The following is an 18473-nucleotide window of genomic DNA, read 5'->3' on the forward strand; positions in this document are numbered from 1 at the left end:
GCGATTGTACGGGCCGTACCGGTAGACTCGCGCCTCGATGCAGCTCCTCTACACGGTGTGGGTCTGGCTTTTCGGGCTGGTGGTGACACCCGTCTTCGGGACTCTGGCGATCCTCACGTCCTGGATCCCGCCCCGCGGGAAGATCTACCAGTACTGGGCGCGCTGGTGGTCGTGGACTCTCCTGAGAGCGGCAGGAATCGACGTGGTCGTGGAGACGACGGAGGACGCGCGGACGGTCCCCGAGGCGATCTTCATGGCGAATCACACCTCGGCGGCGGACATCGTCGTGATCTTCGTCGCCCTCTCCCGCGACGTGCGGTTCGTGGCGAAGCGGGGCCTCTTCTGGATTCCGTTCCTCGGCTGGTCGATGTGGCTCGCCGGCTTCATCCCGGTCGACCGCGAGCGGAAGGACAAGGGGCGCGAGGCGTTCGACCGGATCGGGAAGAGCCTGAAGAAGGGGGTTTCGATCCTCGTCTTTCCCGAGGGAACCCGCTCGCGGAACGGCAAGCTCCTGCCTTTCAAGAAGGCGGGCTTCCTCCTGGCGATGCGGAGCGGGATGCCGATCGTTCCGGTCGGCATCACGGGGGCCCGGGCTGTCCTCGGCGCCGACGGCCTTCTCGTCCGCCGGGGGAGGATCACCGTCCGGGTCGGAGACCCCGTCCCGTCCGACGGTTACGCCTTCGCGCAGCGCGGTGAGTACATCGAGAAGGTGCGGGCCGAGATCGCCAGGCTGGGCGATTCGTCGGAGTAAACTCCGCCCGTCGCGCGGCGCCTTGAGAGGCAAGCCCGCGGCGGCCGCCCCATCCGGGACGGCGATCCCGATCGGAGGTTTTCCATGTCGACCGTGCCCCCCAGCGAGGAGACCGTCCTCGAAGCGCTCCGCAACGTCAAGTATCCCGGCTTCAGCCGTGACATCGTCTCCTTCGGCTTCGTCAAGGACATCGCCGTCGGCGGCGGGAACGTCTCGTTCCGCCTCTCGATGACGACCGCCTCCGCCGAGGTCGCCGCGCAGATCCGCTCGGAGTGCGACGCGGCGCTCCGTGCCCTGCCGGGTGTGACGGCGGTGACGATCGCCGTGGAAACCGGGCAGGCCCCGGTGAACCTGGCCGGTGCCCAGGCGGCCCGGCCCGAGATGCTCCCCGACACGCGGTTCATGGTCGCCGTCGCCTCGGGCAAGGGGGGCGTCGGCAAGTCGACCGTTGCCGGCAACCTCGCGATCGCGCTCCGGCAGCTCGGCTACACGGTCGGCCTGCTCGACTGCGACATCTACGGGCCGTCGCAGCAGATGATGATGGGGATCGACGAGAAGCCGTTCCTGAACGAGGAAGAGAAGATCGTCCCGATCGAGAAGTACGGCGTCCGGGTCATGTCGATCGGCTTCCTGATGGACGCCGACACGCCGGTCATCTGGCGCGGGCCGATGATCTACAAGGCGATCGAGCAGTTCCTCGGCGACGTGGCGTGGGGCACGCAGGACTTCCTGATCGTCGACCTCCCGCCCGGAACGGGCGACGCGCAGCTCACGCTGACGCAGAAGGTCGCCCTCTCCGGCGCCGTCATCGTCACGACGCCCCAGGACGTCGCCCTCATCGACGCGAGGAAGGGCCTCGCGATGTTCCAGAAAGTGAACGTCCCGCTCATCGGCATCATCGAGAACATGAGCGGCTTCGAGTGCCCCAAGTGCGGCCACGTCGAGCCGATCTTCAAGACCGGCGGCGGAGAGAAGACGGCGCTGCAGCTGGGCGTCCCCTTCCTCGGCCGCATCCCCCTCGACCCGCGCATCGCCCTCTCCGGAGACGCCGGAATGCCGATCGTCGCCGCCGAGCCCGACTCCGCCTCGACGAAGGCCTTCCTCGAGCTGGGCAAGGCCGTGGTAAAGGCCGTCGGGGCGTAACCCGGCAACAGGGGCCGAGGACCGACACAGACCCCCCGGAGAGACGAGGGCACCGGAGCACGGGGGAGGGGAGCCTCGCCCCGGCGGTGAGTCCCACGGCCGCCTGCTGCGCGCGTCCGACCCGCTTCCGCTCGCGCTGCGGCCGGGCGGGGGGCCCGCGCGAACTCCTCGCTTCGCTCGTCAGACACGCGCGCGGGCCTGATCCCCGCCCGGTCCTCGCGCAAGCGAGCGGGTCCCCAGTCGTGCTCGGGGGCGGCTCGCGGGACCCACCCCCGTGGCTCGGCCGCCGAGAGCATTCCCCAGGATGGGGTCAGGTCTACCTTCTACACTCTGCGCGGCGCTTGGAGCACTGGAGGGGGCGTCGAAGGTCCGGTGATTCAGGTATCCCGCCGCCCGAAGGGCGGCCAGAGAACTCGAAGCTGGCACGGCGCGCGGGAGGGTTGCGCCCCGCGAAGCGAACGCCCGAGCACGCGCGAGCGGGGTGCACCCCTCCCACGCGCCCCTGGAATGTGGACGTGATCCCGACTCTCCGTTCTCCTATCCCCGTCCCCCGTTCGCATCTCGCGTCTTCCCGAAACGGAAACGGCCCGGCGTCTGTGCCGGGCCGTCGTGCGTCGTGGATGATTCTGGTCTCTCGGGCCGGTTTCTCTCCGGCATTCTCTTCTCGGGGTCCTACGCGATCGCTGCCTGCCTCGCGTCCTTCGCGCGCTTGATCATCGCGAGGATGCCACCGAGCATCATGACGTAGAAGCCGGCCCAGACGAGGGAGATGAGAGGCTTCGTCGTCACGTCGATGGAGAGGGACTCGGGCGTCGCTGGCTGGACGTCGCCGGCCGGGTCGAGGCCGAGGAGCTCGAGCTCGACGGCGCCGTCGTTGGGGGAGACGCGGCGGACGCGGACCATCCCCTTGTCGGTTCCGGGGAGGGGCGTGTCGGGGCTTTCCATCCGCTGACCTTCGGGCCCGCCGAGGGAGACGATGAACTTCGGCGTCACCTCGGCGGTCTTGCCGCCGGCGGTGACCTCGAGCCTCGACCCGATGGTGAAGGTGCCGCCTTCGGCGTGCGAGCCGTCGGAGGAGAAGTCGACGAACTTCACGTTGACCCCGTTGACGGCCTTCTCCTCGCCCCTGCGCAGGACGGCGACGGACCCCTCCATGCGGGCGGGCGCGCCCGGCTCGTACGACTGGGGCGAGATGTAGAGGTCGAGGAGGAACGACTTGCGCACGTCGGGGTTGGCCATCAGCTGCCCCGACCTCTCGTTCATGTAGAGCTTGGGGTACGCCTTCCAGACCGTCTTGCCCTCGGTGACGGTGACCTCCATCGCCTGCTTGGCGCGCCGGTCGGAGAGCTGCGTCCGGTCGAGCTGGTCCTGGGTCTTCACGACGCCGTCCTCGTTGACGAAGTAGAGGCCGGTGAACGTGAACGTGACGGGGCGCCCGTGGTTCTCGATGACGAGGGGCTGGTTGCGCCGCAGGGTCACCTGGGTCTTCATCTCGTAGGCGCCGGAGACGAGGATCCCGACGAGCATGATGGACGTGCCGACGTGGGCGAAGTAGCCCCCGGCGCTCCGGATCGCCTTGCGCTGCACGAAGAGGACGATGATCTCGGCCGAGGACGCGAGGCCGAAGCAGGCCGCGCCGAGGAAGAGGAGGTCGACCGGCTTTCTCACGCCGAGGAAGAGGAAGAGGATGACGCCGAGGAGGCCGAAGACCCCCGCCATGGCCACCTTCTTCCCGATCGCAGCCCACGTCTCGCCCCGCCAGGAGACGAACGGGACGAGCGCGATGAGGAGCGCCATGATGATGGCGAGGGGTGTGTGGGTGGTGTCGTAGAAGCTCGTCGCCACCTGGGATGCCTTGCCCCCGATGCGCGTGATGATCGGGGCCGACGTGCCGAGGAGGATGACGAGGCCCGAGGCGGAAAAGAGTGTCACGGAGAGGATGAAGAGAACGGAGCGCGAGAGAAAAGGCTCTTCCTTCTCCTTACCCGTCGCCGGGTCGATCTCGTTGACGACCGGGATCTCCCTCCAGCGGAAGGCGAGGAGCCCGAGGCCGCCGACGAGGAACGTCACGATGATCGCGACGAGCCAGCCGGTGATGCCGAGGTCGACGAAGGAGTGGACCGAAAAGTCGGCCAGGACGCCGGAACGCGTGAGGAACGTGCCGTACAGGATGCAGCAGAAGGCGAGGATCGCCAGGATGATGTTGATCTTGCGGTGCTTCTCGCGCGCCTTTTGCAGGTACATGCCGTGGACGAGCGCCGTCGTCGCGAGCCACGGGACGAGGGACGTGTTCTCGACGGGGTCCCAGGCCCAGTACCCGCCCCATCCGAGCGTCTTGTAGGCCCAGTAGCCGCCCATCAGGATCGCCGTGCCGAGACAGACGAACGTGAAGAGCGCCCACGGCATGGCGCGGACGACCCAGCCGTCCCAGCGCTTCGTCCAGAGCGCCGCGATGGCGAAGGCGAAGGGGACCGAGAGCGAGGCGAAGCCCGCGAACATGACCGGTGGGTGGATGACCATCCACGGGTCTTGCAGCAGCGGGTTCAGGCCCTGTCCGTCGGGCGGCACCTCGGCGAGGAAGCGGAACGGCGACTGCTTGACGAGGATGGCCACGATGCCCAGGAAAGAGAGGACGTAGACCGCCATGACGGGCGGTTCCTGCTCGCGGGCGGTGCGCAGGACGAAGAAGCCGATGATTGCGCCGAAGAAGAGCCACGTCAGGAACGACCCCTCCTGGCCGGCCCAGAAGGTGGAGAAGAGATAACGGAACGGAAGGTCCTTCCCCGAGTACGACGTCACGTACGAGAGGCGGAAGTCGTGCACCAGGAGGCGGTACATGAGGAGCGCCGAGGCGAGGAGGATGGAGCCCGCGAAGGCGGTGTAGAGGCGCCGTCCGAGGGAGATCGCCGCGTCGTACGTCTCGCCCCCCGCCTTCTGGAGGGTCAGGGCGCGGGCGTAGGCGGCCATCGTCGCCAGGCCCGAGGCGAGGGCGAACCAGAGGGCGAGGGTGCCGGGGGCGTACCCGAGGCCGCCCATCAGGTCTTCACCGAGACCTTGGCCCCGTAGTGCTTCTCCGTCTCCTCGCCCTGGTACTTGGACGGGCACTTCACCAGGAGCTTCTCCGCGTGGAAGCCGTCCTTCTGGTACTTCCCGATCGCGACGATCGAGACGGCCTCCTCGAAGTTGGCTGGTTTCACGTCGCGGTAGGCCACCGGGAGGACCTTCTTCGTCTCGAGGTCGACGAGGTTGAAGTGGAGCGTCTTGGAGACCGTGTCGTAGCGCGAGGAGCCCTTCTCGAGACCGCCCATCACCTGGACGACGCGGACGGACTTCTCCGCCTCGGCGAACGTGACGTACGGTGTCATCGTCGACGAGAACGTCGTCAGGCCGAGGACGAGGAAGGCGAGGATGAGGGCGGCGCCAGCCCAGTAGGCTTTCTTCATGACGGGTCCTCCGGGGTCTGCCGCGACATCGCGGAGCGGACCTTTCGGTCGAGGTGGACGAGGTAGGCGAAGAGCCCCGCCCAGATGATGATGTTGACGGCGGCGACGTAGAACAGCGCGCCGTGCGAGACGGCGGCCGTCGGGGCGTCGGGGGTCATGCGGCGTGGCCTCCGGCCGCCCTCTCCTCGAGGCGCCGGACGAGCCGGGTCGCCTTGACGTCGAGGGCGTACATCCAGGCGAAGAGCGCGGTGAACGCGATCATCGAGGTGAAGAAGACGAGCTTGATGTCCGGCGACATCTCCACCTTCCCCCGGGCGTTGATGACCGTGTCGGGGTGGAGGGAGGCGTACATGCGCGGGACGGCGAACATCAGGAAGGGAACGGTGGCGAACGCGACGAGGGCGTACGCGGCCGAGAGGGTCGCGCGGCGCTCGGGCTCCTCGATCGCCTGCCTGAGGCCCAGGTAGGCCCCGTAGACGAGGAGGAGCAGCACGATCGACGTCTGCCGCGGGTCCCAGTTCCAGTACGAATTCCACATGACCTTGGCGAAGAGAGAGCCCGTCACCGTGGCGAGGACGCAGAAGAGAACCCCGAGGCGTGCGGCCGAGGCCGCCGCGTCGTCGCTCTCGATCCTCCGGGTCTTCAGGTAGAGACCGGAATGGACGGCGGCGAGAAGAAAGGCCAGGGCGGAGATCCAGGCCGTCGGGACGTGGAAGAAGACGATGCGGGAAGACTCGCCCACGAAGCTCTCCGCGGGGTGTGCGTACAGGAAGGCTGCCCAGAGGATGACCGCCATTCCAACGCCCAGGAGAACCTTGCCGAGGGACCCGAGGACCTTCATCGGTCGCGATGATAAGTGAGATTGGGTCCAATCAGGACCAAACGGGGTCCGAATGGAATTCGCGCCCATCGGGCGCTGCATTCGGGGTCCGAGAGGCCCGGACTACTCGCGCCAGACGGCGTCGAAGAGGAGGAACGAGGCCGTGATCATGATGCCGTCGAAGGCGAAGAGCAGGCGCACGGCGTCGAGCCCGGCCGCCAGCTCCGGCTCCGTCGCGGCGACGCGCGTCCCGGTGACGGCGGCAACGAGCGGGGGGAGAAGGAGGGGCGTCGCGAGGACGGCGAAAAGGGCGCCCTTGGCCGCCGTCTTGGCGACGATGGCGGCGATGAAGGTCGAGGCCGAGGCGAGACCGATCGCGCCGAAGACCAGGATCGCCAGGAAGAGCCCCGGAGCGGCGATGCCGAACGACATCAGGGCGAGGAAAAGGGGAACGACGAGCGCCATCACGATACCGAGGAGCGCGAGGTTCCCGAGGAGCTTTCCGAGGAAGACGGCCGCGGGGGGGGCCGAGAGGCGAAGGGCCGAGGCGGTCCCGGTCTCCTCTTCGTTCACGAAGGCCCGGGAGAGACCCGTCATCGCCGAAAAGAAGAGGACGATCCAGAGGAGGACCGAGTTGACGATGGGGCGGTCCTCGAGCGCGAGCCGGGTCGGGCCGACCGCGTAGCCGACGAGGATCAGGACGGAGAAGGCGAAGAGGAGGAGGGCGTTGAGCGCGACGCGCGTGCGCCACTCGGTTCGGAGGTCCTTCACGAAGACGGCCGCGGCCGCGCGGAGGATCACAGGTCCACCCTGTCGTCGGCGAGGGCGAGCTCGACCGGGTCGTTCGTGGCGAGGACGACGCTGCCGCGGGCGCGCTGGGCCGCGACGATCGCCTCGACCGCCCGGTGGCCGGCCTCGTCGAGGTTCGAGCCGGGCTCGTCGAGGAAGAGGACGGAGGGGGATCCGAGGACCGCGTAGGCGAGCTTGACCCGCTGCCGCTGGCCCGTGGAAAGGAACCGGGTACGGATCGTCCGGAGCCGCTTCGGGTCGAGGCCGACCTCGGCGATCCGGCGTTCGGCCTCCTCCCGTGGAATGGGGCGCCCGGCGACGCGGGCGAAGAACTCGAGGTTCTCGGACGGCGTGAGCTCGGCGTAGAGAGCGAGGTCGGGGGCGCACCAGCCGATCGAGCCGTTCGCGTCGCGAACGGTGATCCTGCCGGCGGAGAGCGATTCGTCCTCGAGCCAGACGCTGCCGGAAGAGGGACGAATCAGGCCGACGAGGGTCTTCACGAGCGTCGTCTTCCCGGAGCCATTGGCGCCGGCGACGCCGAGGACCCTCCCCGGCGACGTGGCGAAGGAGAGCGGCCCGAAGATCTTCCGGGGCCCGAACGAGCGGCAGAGCTTCTCCGCGACGAGGCGCACGGCGCCGGAGGATACAGGGCGGGCGCCCGGGGCGCGTGTCGGAGAGAATCCCCGGGTGCGCGGACTGCTCCTCGGCTTTCCCCTCTTTCTCGTCATCGCCCTCTGGAGATCCACGCTCCGGATCCGGCTCGTGGGGCGCGAGCACCGCGAGGCGATCGAACGCTCCGGGCGGCCCGTTCTCCACGCGATCTGGCACCAGAGGATGGTGGCTGGAATCCTCCGGTTCCCGTACCGGGGCGTCGTGACGATGGCTTCACAGAGCCGGGACGGCGACGTGATCGCCGGGTTCCTCTACTGGTGGGGGTATCGCCCGGTTCGGGGATCGTCCTCGCGCGGCGGGAGCGAGGCGCTCGCAGGGATGGTCGAAGCGCTGCAGGGGACGACCCGCTGGGCGGCCCTGACGCCCGACGGGCCGCGCGGGCCGGCCCGCCGGTGCAAGACGGGGGTCCTGCGCCTCGCGGAGGCCCTGGACGCCCCGATCATGCCCGTCGGGACCTCGTCGGCGAGGCCGAGGTTCCTCGGGTCGTGGGACCGATACCTCCTCCCGCTGCCCTTCTCGCGCTGCGCGGTCGTCTTCGGCGAGCCGCTGCGGCGGGCGGAAGGGGAGAGCGACGCGGCGTTCCTGTCGCGGGTCGACACGGCGATCGACGCGATGACCGACGAGGCGGACCGGCTCTGCGGCGTCGCGGGCGCTCCGCGCGAGCGCGGGCCGCGCCCTCTCGTGGAGGCCGCGCCGTGAGCGCCTCGACGGTGACGCTCGACGACGTGAAGGCCGCGGCGGCGAGAATCGCCGGCCACGTCCACAGGACGCCGGTCCTGACGTCGACGACGGCCGACGCCCTCGCGGGCGCGAAGCTCTTCTTCAAGGCCGAGACGTTTCAGCGGGTCGGCGCCTTCAAGGCTCGCGGCGCATTCTCGCGGCTCACGCTGCTGTCGGAGGTCGAACGAACCCGGGGCGTCGTCGCCTTCTCTTCGGGAAACCACGCGCAGGCGGTGGCGCTCGCGGCGCGCGACCTCGGCGTCCCCGCAACGATCGTGATGCCCGACGACGCGCCGGCCCTGAAGCTCGCCGCCACGCGCGCTTACGGCGCCGAGGTCGTCCTCTACGACCGGAGGCGCGAAGACCGCGAGGCGATCGCGCGGCGGCTCGTCCGGGAACGGGGCGTCGTCCTGGTGCCGCCGTTCGACGACGACGCGATCATCGCCGGCCAGGGAACGGCGGCGCTCGAGCTGCTCGAGGAGGTGACGGACCTCGACGTCGTGGTGGCGCCCTGTGGCGGCGCCGGCCTGCTCGCGGGAACGGCGATCGCGGCGACCGGCCTGCGGCCGGGTATCCGCGTCCTGGGCGTCGAGCCGGAAGCGGGGGACGACGTGGCCCGGTCACTGGGTGAGGGACGGCGGATCGCGATCTCCGTCCCGGAGACGATCGCCGACTGCCTCCAGACGACGCGCGTCGGCGAACGGAACTTCGCGATCCTGCGAGCGCTCGTAGAAGGCGTCGTGACCGTCAGCGACCTCGAGCTGAGGCAGGCGATGACGTTCCTGTTCTCCCGAATGAAGCTCGTCGTGGAGCCGGGCGGCGCGGCTGCTGCGGCGGCGCTCTTCGCCCGAAGGGTGCCGGGCGTCGCGGGGCGGCGGGTGGGGGTGATCCTCTCCGGGGGAAACGTCGACCCCGCCCGGTTCGCCGAGCTCGTCGCCGGGCTTCCCGCCTGAGGCTCAGCGGAAGAACGTCACCCCGAGGGTGATCGCGAGGTAGCCGGGGAGGACGTCGTAACCCGCCTTCTCGAGGTCGGTGATGGCGGTCGGCTCGAGGAAGACCCACCGGGCGTCGAGGTGCAGGGCGGTGGACCGCGACGGCCTCACGTCGAACCCGGCCCCGGCGTGCATTCCGAAAACCGCCTCCGTCGCTTTGCTGGTGGTCGTGTTCCTGCCCGTGGGCGTCGTATCGACGACGTGCAGGCCCGCCCCCGCGAGGAGGAACGGCTGGACACGGCCACGCGGGAAGAAGAAGAGCTGGCCGGTGCCGGTCACGGGGAGGTCGAGGAGGTCGAGGAGAGGGCCCGAGCCGTCGTCCACGGTCTGGCGCCGGTAGCCGATCCTCCCCTCGACACCGAGGGAGGCGGTGAGCCTGTAGCGAAGCTGGATGCCTGCGCACAGGGAAGGCCCGTCGGCCGACTTTCCCTCCGAGACCCCGGCGTGGGCACCGAGGCCGAGGCCCGGATCGGAATACGACTGGGCGGACAGGCGCTGCGGGAACGCCAGCACGGCCAGAACGGCGAGGACGGGGAGGAGCGGGATCCCTCTCAATCGAGGGGAATGTTAGCGGGACACGGCAGCCCGCGCCCGATCGTCGATAATCCCCGTGCGTGAGCCGAAGGAAGAGCTGGCAGGAAGACCTGATTCCGGTTGCGGTCGCCGTGTTCGCACAGCTGGCCCTCCTGCGGTTCGTCGACTGGGCGAGGGCGAACGCGGCCACGCAGCCGATCGCGCACGATTGGGTGGAGCACCGCTTCTATTTCGCCCCGCAGGTCGCGACGGTTCTCATCGTCCTGCTCGTCCTGAGGGTCTTCCGGAGCTTCCTTCGCGAGCAGGGCGTTCGCCTGGGCGACTTCCTGCGGTCGTCCGTCGTCGGCCTCCTCCTGGCGGCCCTCCTCGTTCTCGGCGTCCACCTGGACCAGGTTTTCGCCCTCGCGGCCCGTCTCCTGCCGGCGGCCGCCGAGGTGGCCCGCTACCTCGCGGAGGCGCCGGTCTACCAGCTCCTCGCGCGCAACAGCATGGCCCGCCTCGCGATCGACCTCCTCGCTCTCGGTCTGTTCGTGCTGACACTCCGAAGCTCACGACCGAAGAACCCGGACCTGCTCTCCGCCCGCGAGGCGTACCGATCGAGAGACTACCTCCGCGCCGGAGAGCTCTTCCTGAAGGCGGGCGATGCCGAAGAAGCCAAGCGGGCCTTCCGGAAGGGCAAGCTCCCGGCCCGCGTCGCCGCGCTCGAGATGCGGCAAGGGAACGCGCGGGCGGCGGCCGAGCTATGGACCCAGGCGGGGGACGTCTTCGCGTGGGAAGCGGCGAAGGCCTGGGAGGCGGCGGGAGAGGCCGCCAAGGCCGATGCCGCGAGAACCGTCGCGCTGGCGGAGGCGCGGCAGACGACCCGGTGGGACCGGCTCGCCGAGGTCGCGGAGGCCGTGGGCGACGCCGCGGCTCTCGCCGACGCCTCCCGGAAGATCGCCGAAGGAGCGACGTTCGGAGGTGGGAAGAACGCGCTCTGGAAGCGGGCAGGGGAGACGGCCAGGGCGGCGGGCCGGCCTCTCGAAGCGGCCGAGTCGTTTCGGCTCGGGGGCGAGCCTCTCCTGGCCGGGCCCCTTTACCTCGAGGCCGGCCGGCCCCTGGAGGCGGCCAAGGAGCTGGAGCGGGGTGGCGACCTGCCGGGCGCGGCCGCGGCTTTCGCGAAGGCGGGGCAGGGGAAAACCGCCGCCGAGCTGATTGCCCGGGACCTCGAGGGGAAAGCCGACTGGGCCGGTGCCGCGGATGCGTGGGCGGGCGCGGAGAAATGGGAGAAGGCCGCCCCTCTCTACGAGAAGACCGGTCAGATCGCCGAAGCGGCCCGGGCGTTCCGGGAAGCGGGCAAGGTCGAACGGGCCGCCGCGCTCTTCGTGAAGGCGGGCGAGCTTCCGGAGGCCGCGGCCGCGTACGAGGCGATCGGGAAGTCAGAGCTCGCGGCCGGCATCTACAGGGAGCTGCAGGACTGGGAACGCGCGATCACGCTGTACCGGGCCGCCGGGAAGTTCGCCGATGCGGCGCTCGTCCTCCAGGAGAGGGGCCGGTTCGACGAGGCGGTTTCGCTCTTCCTCCGCGCGGGCCGGGGGCTCGAGGCGGCACGGAACTCCCTGCGAGGAGGGCATCGCGACCGGGCCTGGGACCTCCTGACCACCGTCCGCCGCGCCGATCCCGGTGTCTCCGACGTGTTTCTCGAGCTGGCGGAAGCCCACCTCACACACGGCGAGGCCAGGGACGCCGTCCACGTCCTGCGCGAGCTCCTCGGGCACAGGCCGGTCGATTCCACGACGATCGCGGCTCACGAGGCGTTCGCGCGGGCCCTCGAGGCGGCCGGTGATCTCCCGGAGGCGCAGCAGAGGATGGCGGCCATCGCGGCGTTCGACCCGAGCTTCCGGAACGCCCGGACGCGCTCGCTGGCTCTCGGGGAGAGGCTGACCGACGCGGACTTCCCCGTCGCCGTCGAGGAGCCCGCTTCCGCGGAGCAGCCGAGCCGGGGCCCATCCGGCCAGGCGCCGACTCAGACCCGGGCTCCCGGTCGGGGCCATTCCGGGACCTTCCAGGCGATGTCGGCCTCGGGCGGCATGGCCACGTCGGAGACGCCCGAGTCGCGGTACGAGATCCTCGCGGAGGTGGGTCGTGGTGGGATGGGGATCGTCCACAAGGCCCTCGACCACAAGCTCGAGCGGCTCGTCGCCCTCAAGATCCTTCCGGCGCAGCTCTGGGGCGACGAGACGGCCATGCGGTACTTCATCCGCGAGGCGCGCGCGATCGCCGCGCTCAAGCACCCGAACATCGTCGGCCTCTACGATTTCGGCGAGGGCTTCGGCAGCGCTTATCTCGCGATGGAGTTCCTCGAGGGACCGAACCTCCAGTCCCTCCTGAAGAACGATCCGGAGCGGCTGAAGAGGAACTGGCGCGACTGGTTCGTCCAGGCCGCCCGGGGCATCGCCGCCGCGCACGCCAAGGGGATCCTCCATCGCGACCTGAAGCCTGCCAATCTCGTTCTCGACGAGCACGGCATCCTCCGGATCCTCGACTTCGGCCTGGCCCGCCCCGAAGCCGATTCGGGCTCCACCTCGAAGCTGATCGGCACCCCGGCGTTCTTCCCGCCGGAGGTCCTTCGCGGAGAGGCCGCCTCTCCCGCATCCGACGTCTACTCCCTGGGAGCGACGTTCTACACGCTGGCGGCGGGTCGCTGGCCCTACGTCGGGGACGACGTCCTCGTGGCGCGGCTCGAACGCGACCCGGACGATCCGCGGCCGTTCGCCCCGTGGCTTCACGAGGACGAAGTCGCGGTCCTGCTTCGTTCGATCGACCGGCACCGCCCGGACCGCTACCAGGACGGGGGCGAGCTCCTCGGCGCGCTCCTCAGTCTCGAGGCGTAGGGCCGGCGGAACGCCCGCTGGAGCGCCCTCGGCGCGTGGGGCCGGACGACGGCCCGCGCACCGCCTCGGGGAGGATCCCGGCCTCGAGGCACCTCTCGAACAGGGCCGGACGCATCTTTCTCAGCCAGGTCCCGAGAGAGGGGCCATCGTCGAACCGGAGCTTTTCGGGGGCGTCGTCGCTCGTTCCCTCGCAGCCGTCGACGTCGTACTCGCGGCAGAGGAACGGGCGGTTCTCGTAGACTCCGCAAAGGCCGTCCGGCAGGAGGTTGTCGCAGGTGGCGGGGAAGAGGACGAACCAGTCTCCGTCGTGCGATTGGTAGACCGCCACGTTCCTGTGGTAGACGAGCCAGAGCGCCGTGGAGACGCCGCCGACGCTTACGGGGCCGTCGATCCCGACCGCGACGTACCGGCAGCATTTTCCGCAGGGAGGGCAGACCGTCGAGGGGTCGAGCAGGGAGGAGGGCAGGGTCGGCAGCTTCGGGTGTTTGGCCATCGGAGGCGGGAGTTTCCACAAGTAGGAGGAGAAATGAAAGCGGCAGTTCTGACGCGCCACGGCGGCAGCGACGTTCTCTCGGTCGGGAGCCTTCCCGACCCCGTCGCCGGACCGGGCGAGGTCCTCGTCCGGATCTCGGCGGCGGCCCTCAACCGCCTCGACCTCTTCGTGAGAAACGGGATCCCGGGCGTCCCGGTCGACTTCCCGCACGTTCCCGGGGCCGACGGCTGCGGGCGCGTCGAGGCGCTCGGCGCCGGGGTGACGGGACTGGCCGTGGGAGAGAGGGTGGTCCTCCAGCCCGGTCTTTCCTGCGGCAGCTGCGAGTTCTGCCGGGATGGCGAGCGGAGCCTCTGCGTGGACTACGAGATCCTGGGGGAGCACCGTGCCGGGACGCTCGCCGAACGGATCGCCGTTCCCGCCGCGAACGTCTGGAAGGCACCGCCCCAGCTGACGAACGAGGAAGCTGCGGCCTTTCCGCTCGCCGCGATGTCGGCGTGGCGGATGCTCGTGACGCGGGCGGCCCTGCGGCCGGGGGAGAGCGTCCTCATTCACGGGATCGGAGGAGGCGTGTCGGCCTACGCCCTCCAGATCGCGCGGCTCGCGGGAGCCTCCCTGGTGATCGTCACGTCGGGGAGCGAGGAGAAGCTCGAGCGGGCGCTGAAGATGGGGGCGGACGTGGCGCTCGACTACAGGAAGGTCGACGTCGGCCGGAAGGTGCGCGAGCTGACGGGCAAGCGGGGCGTCGACGTCGTGGTCGACTCGGTCGGCGCGGCGACCTGGCGCGCGTCGCTCGCGGCAGCCGCGAAGAAGGGGCGCATCGTCACCTGCGGGGCGACGAGCGGCCCGAATCCCGAGGAGGAGATCCGGACCATCTTCTGGAAGCAGCTCTCGATCCTCGGTTCGACGATGGGAACGGACGCGGAGTTCTCGGCTCTTCTGAAGGCCGTCGAGCGGCGGCTCGTTCTGCCGGTCGTCGACACGGTCTTTGCCCTCGACGACGTGCGCGCTGCGTACGAGCGCATCGAATCGGGCGCGGGCTTCGGAAAGGTCGTCGTGAGGGTTTCGGAGTAGGTCTCCTTCAGGGGCGGAGGGCGAACCAGAGGCCGGCCCAGACCTTCGGGTCGACGAGGGCGCCCCCGGCCTCGCGTTCGCGGAGGAACTCCTCGGCGGTGGCCAGGGGGATCTCGTGGACCGTGATCGCCTCGCCCGCGACGCCGCCACCCGCCCCGACCCTCGACAGGCCCCGCGCGCGGAAGAAGGTGACGACCTCGGACGTGACTCCCGCCGAAGGAGGACCCGAGGTGAGCCGCTCCATCGTCTTCGCGTCCCACCCGGTCTCCTCGACGAGCTCGCGCCGGGCGGCCTCCTCGAGGGGCTCGTCCGCCGGGCTTTCCGCATCGCCTGCGAGGCCCGCGGGGAGCTCGAGAACGTTCGCGTCGACCGGCTCGCGCCTCTGCTCGACGAGGAGGAGGCGATCCCCGGGTGTGACGGCGACGACGAGGACGATGCCGCGGATACCCGGACGTTCCACGAACTCCCAGCCGTTGCGGACGACGAGCCGCAGGTGCCGCCCGGCGTAGAGCTCCCTCACGCGGGGATCCAGAGGGAGAAGACCGAGCCGCCGCCCGCCGACGGGCGCGGCTCGACATGTATGCAGCCGCCGTGCGCCAGCGCGACGGCGCCGACGACGGTGAGGCCGAGCCCGGTTCCGGGGATCCGCTCGGAGCCCGTGAAGCGTTGATACGGCCCCCCGAGCCGGTCCTTCACCGACTCGGGGACGCCGGGGCCGGAATCGGCGACGCGCAGGACGAGCCAGTCCCTGCCGTCGGCCTCCTCGACGCCGAGGCGGGCGCTGACGTCCCCCCCGCGCCGGCTGAACTTCAGCGCGTTCGAGAGGATGTTCGAAGCCGCGCGCCGGTAGCGGCCCGCGTCGAGGGAGACGGCCGGCAGGGGCTCGGAGATCTCGATGTCGAGACGGATCTGCCGGGCCTCGGCCATCCAGCGGGCTTCCTCGAAGGGCTGTGACAGGACCGCCCGAGGGTCCTCGGGACGAAGGTCGGCAGGTGTCTCGCCGGTGCGGTAGACGAGGAGCGCGTCGTCGATCATCCCGGCAAGCCCCCGCGCAGAGGCCATCGAGGTGCGCAGGAGGCGCTCGAGCCGCTGGTCCGTGGCCGTCCGGTCCAGGCTCAGCTCGAGGGAGGCGAGGACGGCCGCGAGAGGGTTCTTCAGGTCGTGGACGAGCATGCTCAGGAGCCGCTGGCGGTCGTGATCGGCCAGCTCGCGGAGGCGCTGCTCCTCGGCGAGGGCCTTCAGCTTCTCGGCGAGGTCCTCGTAGAGGCGGGCGGCGCGGATCGCGAGAGCGAGCTGGTCGGCCACGAGCGCCAGGAAGGCGGTGAGGTCGGCGGGAAACGGCTGCGCCTGGGTGTACGTGAGGCCGAGCCCCGCGACGACCTCGTCGTCCACGAGGACGGGGAGGATGATCCCACTCCGTGCACCGAGGCGCAGGAGCGCCGACGCCGCGCCGGGAATGACGCTCTCGTGCCGGGCGTCGGGGACGAAGTAGGGCTCGCGCAGATCGACGAGGCGGTGGAACGCGTCGGTTCCCTCGATGAGCCACCTGTCTCCCGAGAGGTCCGGGATCGCTTCCGAGGAGCGCCACGAGTGGCGGAGGTGGAGGCAGTCCCGCTTCCCGTCCGGGAGAAAGACGTCGACGGTGCGGGCTCCCGAGCGGACCCCCACGATCGACGTGACGGTTTGCAGGATCCGGTCCAGATCGGTGACGTCGCGCGTCACCGTGGCGACCGTGGCGAGGATCTCGCTCCGTCCCGCCTGCACGCGAAGCCGCTCCTGGGTTTCCTCCTCCTCGGTCAGGTCCGCAATGACGACCTGGGCTCCCCAGGGCGTTCCGTGGCCGTCCCGGAGGAGGAGCGCCCGCACGTCGAGAGCGAACCGACGGCCGTCCGCCACCGTGCCCGCGAGCCTCATCCGGTGCCTTCCCCGCTCCAGCAGACCCTCGTTCATCTCCTCGATGTGCGCTTCCGTCATCACGCCGTCCGGCAGGACCTCGACGAGTGACCTCCCGACGAGGGAGGCGCGGTCCTTTCCGAGGAAGGACTCCGTCTCCGCGTTCACGCTCGTCAGGACTCCGTCCAGGGTCCGCGAATAGACGACGACGGGAAGGTCGTGCAGGACGGCCTCGGTCTGCATCCGGCGCCGGTGCAGGAGGAGAAGTCGCTCCAGCCGCATCCGGAGGATGAGGGCGTCGTCGGGCTCTCGGACGACCTCGAACGACTCGACCGAAGGGTGCCCGGCGAGGATGTCGGGGGCGGAGCCCCCCGGCGGGACCACCACGAGGCAGGGGAAGCTCCAGACGGCCGCGTCGTCGACGAGAGTCCTCCCGGGCTCGGGCTCGCCGGGCCTCGCGACCCAGACGATGGGGCCCGGCGGCTCTCCGGCCCTCGCGCCCTCCTCGAGGGAGCCTGCTTCGATGCCGAGTCCGGGGCCACGGAGATTCGCGGCGACCCACGCCACGGCGTCGGCGTCGCCGACGAGCCGGACCGTGAAGCGTCCCGCGTTCGTCGGCACTGGGAATGGGATCGGCTCGGGGCCGGCGAGCATCGGCACATTGTCGTCCCCGGCGGACCCCGCGGTCTACATGCGAAGATGACCCGTGCGGTTTTTTGCGGCTCTCGCACTCCTGGCTTCCGCGAGTTCTCCCGAGGTCGCCCCGTCCCCTCCGCGTCCGGCGGTCGGGTACGTTCTCGTGGAATCGAGGAAGAGCGTCTCCCCGGCCGGCGAGCGGGCCAGCGCCGTGCGTGGGAGCGTGACGGTTCTGGGCGGCACGGCGCGCTGGGACCTCGATACGGGGACCTTCCCGAGGACGAGCGCGAATACATTCCTCGTCGGGGAACGGGACGGCTGGCTCCTCGACCGGAAAGCGTCCCTGGCGGCGCGGGCCCGTGTCGAGGACCTCCAGGATCTCTTCGTGCCTCCCGCCGAGGGCGATCCCGGACCGTTCCAGAGCGGCCTGCGCGACCTCGAGGTCCCGCCGGGCGAGCTGGCGAACGGGCCGACGTTCGAGGGGCGGCCGACGACCCGTCTCAGGATCACGGCCACCTGGAGCCTCGTGACGTCGATGCCGGGAAGGGTGGGTCGCGTCCGCAACACGCTGACGGCCGTGCTCGATGCGCTCGGTGAGCCGCCAGAGGGGACCCGTTCACCGCTCGACGACCTCGGTCGTCTTTTCGACGTCCCCGAGCAGGTCCTCGAGGCGCTCGCCCCGGAGCTCGCCCGCCTGAGGGGATTTCCGGTGCGGGTCGTCGTGGAGACCGAAGCCGAGCTCGGCGTCGACTTCCCGGGGATGGCGTCGCCTCCCTCTGACGGCCGGACGCCCCCCAGGTCCCGTGCGGAGTCGTCACGGGTCGTGTCGCAGCTGATGGCGCGACCGGCCGTCGGGAAGGACGCCGCGCTGTTCAGTCTCTCCGAAGAAACGCGCGTCGTCGGGATCGAACGGCTCGTCGAGCGGCACGAGTCGCTTCGTTGACCGCAGGCGGGCCGAAAGCGGGCCGGCTCGGAGAGCTGCCGCCCGAGGACAGGCCGAGGGAGAAACTCGTGGCGCGAGGCGCCGACGCCCTCACGGACGAGGAGCTCGTGGCGATCCTCCTCGGAACCGGCCGCGCGGGAACCGGAGTCCTCGAGACGGCCCGCGAGATCCTGCGCGGGAACGGCCTGAGGGGGCTCCTGGCGCGGAGCGAGCGCGGGCGCGTGCGCGAGCTGGCCCTCGGCATCGGAATGGCGAAAGCGTGTCGCATCGCCGCCGCCGCAGAGCTGGCCCGCCGGCTCGCCCGCGCCGAGACCGAGGAGAGGCCGCTCATCGACGCCCCGGAGGTCGCGGGGGCCTACCTCGCCGCGGCGCTTGCGACGGAGCTGCGCGAGGTGATGGGGGCGCTCCTGCTCGACTCGAAGAACCGGCTTCTCCACGACGAGATCGTCTTCCGGGGAGGGGTCAGCTCGGCCGCGGTCCAGCCGGGGCCGCTTCTGAGGATCGCCGTCCTCGAAGGGGCCGCCGCGCTCATCCTCTACCACAACCACCCGTCCGGGGACCCGGCGCCTTCACCCGAGGACCGCGCCACCACGTCCCGCTTCGTGGCGGCCGGGGACGTCGTCGGAGTTCCCGTGCGCGACCACGTCGTCGTGGGACGGGGGCGCTTTTTCTCCTTTCGCCGCGAAGGGCTGATGTAGGG

18 protein-coding genes are annotated in these 18473 nt (G+C 70.4%); 8 read left to right on the top strand and 10 right to left on the bottom strand.

The features are described from left to right. Positions 1-37 precede the first annotated feature (37 nt). Together IPN03_12275 and IPN03_12280 are read left to right on the top strand one after the other, a co-directional pair. The gene (locus IPN03_12275) at positions 38-751 is read left to right on the top strand and encodes a 1-acyl-sn-glycerol-3-phosphate acyltransferase (protein ID MBK9374472.1); all 714 of its coding nucleotides are present in this window, start codon (positions 38-40) and stop codon (positions 749-751) included. A gap of 84 nt (positions 752-835) precedes the next feature. After that, positions 836-1894 carry an Mrp/NBP35 family ATP-binding protein gene (locus tag IPN03_12280; GenBank protein MBK9374473.1) on the top strand — a complete coding sequence of 353 codons (1059 nt, stop codon included), beginning with the start codon at positions 836-838 and terminating at the stop codon, positions 1892-1894. A gap of 672 nt (positions 1895-2566) precedes the next feature. Here IPN03_12280 and ccsA (IPN03_12285) read toward each other — a convergent pair. The 6 genes from ccsA (IPN03_12285) to IPN03_12310 form a co-directional block, all read right to left on the bottom strand. Beyond that, positions 2567-4930, bottom strand: a complete 2364-nt coding sequence (gene ccsA / locus IPN03_12285) for a cytochrome c biogenesis protein CcsA (GenBank protein MBK9374474.1) — start codon at positions 4928-4930, stop codon at positions 2567-2569. After that, positions 4930-5337, bottom strand: a complete 408-nt coding sequence (locus tag IPN03_12290; GenBank protein MBK9374475.1) for a cytochrome c maturation protein CcmE — start codon at positions 5335-5337, stop codon at positions 4930-4932. The genes ccsA (IPN03_12285) and IPN03_12290 overlap by 1 nt, the downstream gene beginning before the upstream one ends. Further along, positions 5334-5495 (bottom strand): CcmD family protein, encoded by a 162-nt coding sequence (locus tag IPN03_12295; GenBank protein MBK9374476.1) that lies wholly within the window; start codon positions 5493-5495, stop codon positions 5334-5336. The genes IPN03_12290 and IPN03_12295 overlap by 4 nt, the downstream gene beginning before the upstream one ends. After that, positions 5492-6178: a cytochrome c biogenesis protein CcsA gene (gene ccsA / locus IPN03_12300; GenBank protein MBK9374477.1), complete on the bottom strand. Its 687-nt coding sequence runs from the start codon at positions 6176-6178 to the stop codon at positions 5492-5494. Before ccsA (IPN03_12300) ends, IPN03_12295 begins: the two co-directional genes overlap by 4 nt. Before the next feature lie 102 nt (positions 6179-6280). Then, positions 6281-6958, bottom strand: coding sequence for a heme exporter protein CcmB (locus IPN03_12305; GenBank protein ID MBK9374478.1), 678 nt, complete (start codon positions 6956-6958; stop codon positions 6281-6283). Further along, positions 6955-7578 (bottom strand): ABC transporter ATP-binding protein, encoded by a 624-nt coding sequence (locus IPN03_12310; protein MBK9374479.1) that lies wholly within the window; start codon positions 7576-7578, stop codon positions 6955-6957. The genes IPN03_12305 and IPN03_12310 overlap by 4 nt, the downstream gene beginning before the upstream one ends. A gap of 55 nt (positions 7579-7633) precedes the next feature. Here IPN03_12310 and IPN03_12315 point away from each other — a divergent pair, with 55 nt between their 5' ends. Next, positions 7634-8317, top strand: coding sequence for a lysophospholipid acyltransferase family protein (locus IPN03_12315; GenBank protein ID MBK9374480.1), 684 nt, complete (start codon positions 7634-7636; stop codon positions 8315-8317). Beyond that, positions 8314-9291 carry a pyridoxal-phosphate dependent enzyme gene (locus IPN03_12320; GenBank protein MBK9374481.1) on the top strand — a complete coding sequence of 326 codons (978 nt, stop codon included), beginning with the start codon at positions 8314-8316 and terminating at the stop codon, positions 9289-9291. The genes IPN03_12315 and IPN03_12320 overlap by 4 nt, the downstream gene beginning before the upstream one ends. A gap of 3 nt (positions 9292-9294) precedes the next feature. Here IPN03_12320 and IPN03_12325 read toward each other — a convergent pair whose 3' ends face one another. Next, positions 9295-9885: an outer membrane beta-barrel protein gene (locus tag IPN03_12325; protein MBK9374482.1), complete on the bottom strand. Its 591-nt coding sequence runs from the start codon at positions 9883-9885 to the stop codon at positions 9295-9297. A gap of 59 nt (positions 9886-9944) precedes the next feature. Here IPN03_12325 and IPN03_12330 point away from each other — a divergent pair, with 59 nt between their 5' ends. Then, positions 9945-12737: a protein kinase gene (locus tag IPN03_12330; GenBank protein MBK9374483.1), complete on the top strand. Its 2793-nt coding sequence runs from the start codon at positions 9945-9947 to the stop codon at positions 12735-12737. On the opposite strand, the gene IPN03_12335 is transcribed toward IPN03_12330, so the two are convergent. Then, a complete protein-coding gene (locus tag IPN03_12335) occupies positions 12721-13230 on the bottom strand; it encodes a YkgJ family cysteine cluster protein (protein ID MBK9374484.1) in 510 nt (169 codons plus the stop codon). The two genes, IPN03_12330 and IPN03_12335, sit on opposite strands and share 17 nt — an antisense overlap. 33 nt (positions 13231-13263) lie before the next feature. On the opposite strand from IPN03_12335, the gene IPN03_12340 reads away from it, so the two are divergent. Next, the gene (locus tag IPN03_12340; GenBank protein ID MBK9374485.1) at positions 13264-14301 is read left to right on the top strand and encodes a zinc-binding dehydrogenase; all 1038 of its coding nucleotides are present in this window, start codon (positions 13264-13266) and stop codon (positions 14299-14301) included. Positions 14302-14308: 7 nt separating this feature from the next. Here the strand turns inward: IPN03_12340 and IPN03_12345 are convergent, their stop codons facing one another. Further along, positions 14309-14833: an NUDIX hydrolase gene (locus IPN03_12345; GenBank protein ID MBK9374486.1), complete on the bottom strand. Its 525-nt coding sequence runs from the start codon at positions 14831-14833 to the stop codon at positions 14309-14311. Then, on the bottom strand, positions 14818-16848 hold the full coding sequence (locus IPN03_12350; GenBank protein ID MBK9374487.1) for a PAS domain S-box protein: 2031 nt from the start codon (positions 16846-16848) through the stop codon (positions 14818-14820). The genes IPN03_12345 and IPN03_12350 overlap by 16 nt, the downstream gene beginning before the upstream one ends. A 145-nt stretch (positions 16849-16993) precedes the next feature. On the opposite strand from IPN03_12350, the gene IPN03_12355 reads away from it, so the two are divergent. Continuing rightward, positions 16994-17773, top strand: a complete 780-nt coding sequence (locus tag IPN03_12355; protein ID MBK9374488.1) for a hypothetical protein — start codon at positions 16994-16996, stop codon at positions 17771-17773. Positions 17774-17841: 68 nt separating this feature from the next. Further along, entirely contained in the window at positions 17842-18471 is a 630-nt protein-coding gene (gene radC / locus IPN03_12360; protein MBK9374489.1) for a DNA repair protein RadC, read from the top strand. Positions 18472-18473: the final 2 nt, after the last annotated feature.

The organism is Holophagales bacterium, from assembly GCA_016719485.1.
Classification (GTDB): Bacteria; Acidobacteriota; Thermoanaerobaculia; order UBA5066; family UBA5066; genus UBA5066.

Bases quoted from the DNA above. Each gene is read 5' to 3' on its own strand.
- ccsA (MBK9374477.1), bottom strand. From the start codon at position 6,178: ATGAAGGTCCTCGGGTCCCTCGGCAAGGTTCTCCTGGGCGTTGGAATG.
- IPN03_12275 (MBK9374472.1), top strand. From the start codon at position 38: ATGCAGCTCCTCTACACGGTGTGGGTCTGGCTTTTCGGGCTGGTGGTG.
- IPN03_12295 (MBK9374476.1), bottom strand. From the start codon at position 5,495: ATGACCCCCGACGCCCCGACGGCCGCCGTCTCGCACGGCGCGCTGTTC.
- IPN03_12280 (MBK9374473.1), top strand. From the start codon at position 836: ATGTCGACCGTGCCCCCCAGCGAGGAGACCGTCCTCGAAGCGCTCCGC.
- IPN03_12335 (MBK9374484.1), bottom strand. From the start codon at position 13,230: ATGGCCAAACACCCGAAGCTGCCGACCCTGCCCTCCTCCCTGCTCGAC.
- IPN03_12290 (MBK9374475.1), bottom strand. From the start codon at position 5,337: ATGAAGAAAGCCTACTGGGCTGGCGCCGCCCTCATCCTCGCCTTCCTC.
- ccsA (MBK9374474.1), bottom strand. From the start codon at position 4,930: ATGGGCGGCCTCGGGTACGCCCCCGGCACCCTCGCCCTCTGGTTCGCC.
- IPN03_12340 (MBK9374485.1), top strand. From the start codon at position 13,264: ATGAAAGCGGCAGTTCTGACGCGCCACGGCGGCAGCGACGTTCTCTCG.
- IPN03_12350 (MBK9374487.1), bottom strand. From the start codon at position 16,848: ATGCTCGCCGGCCCCGAGCCGATCCCATTCCCAGTGCCGACGAACGCG.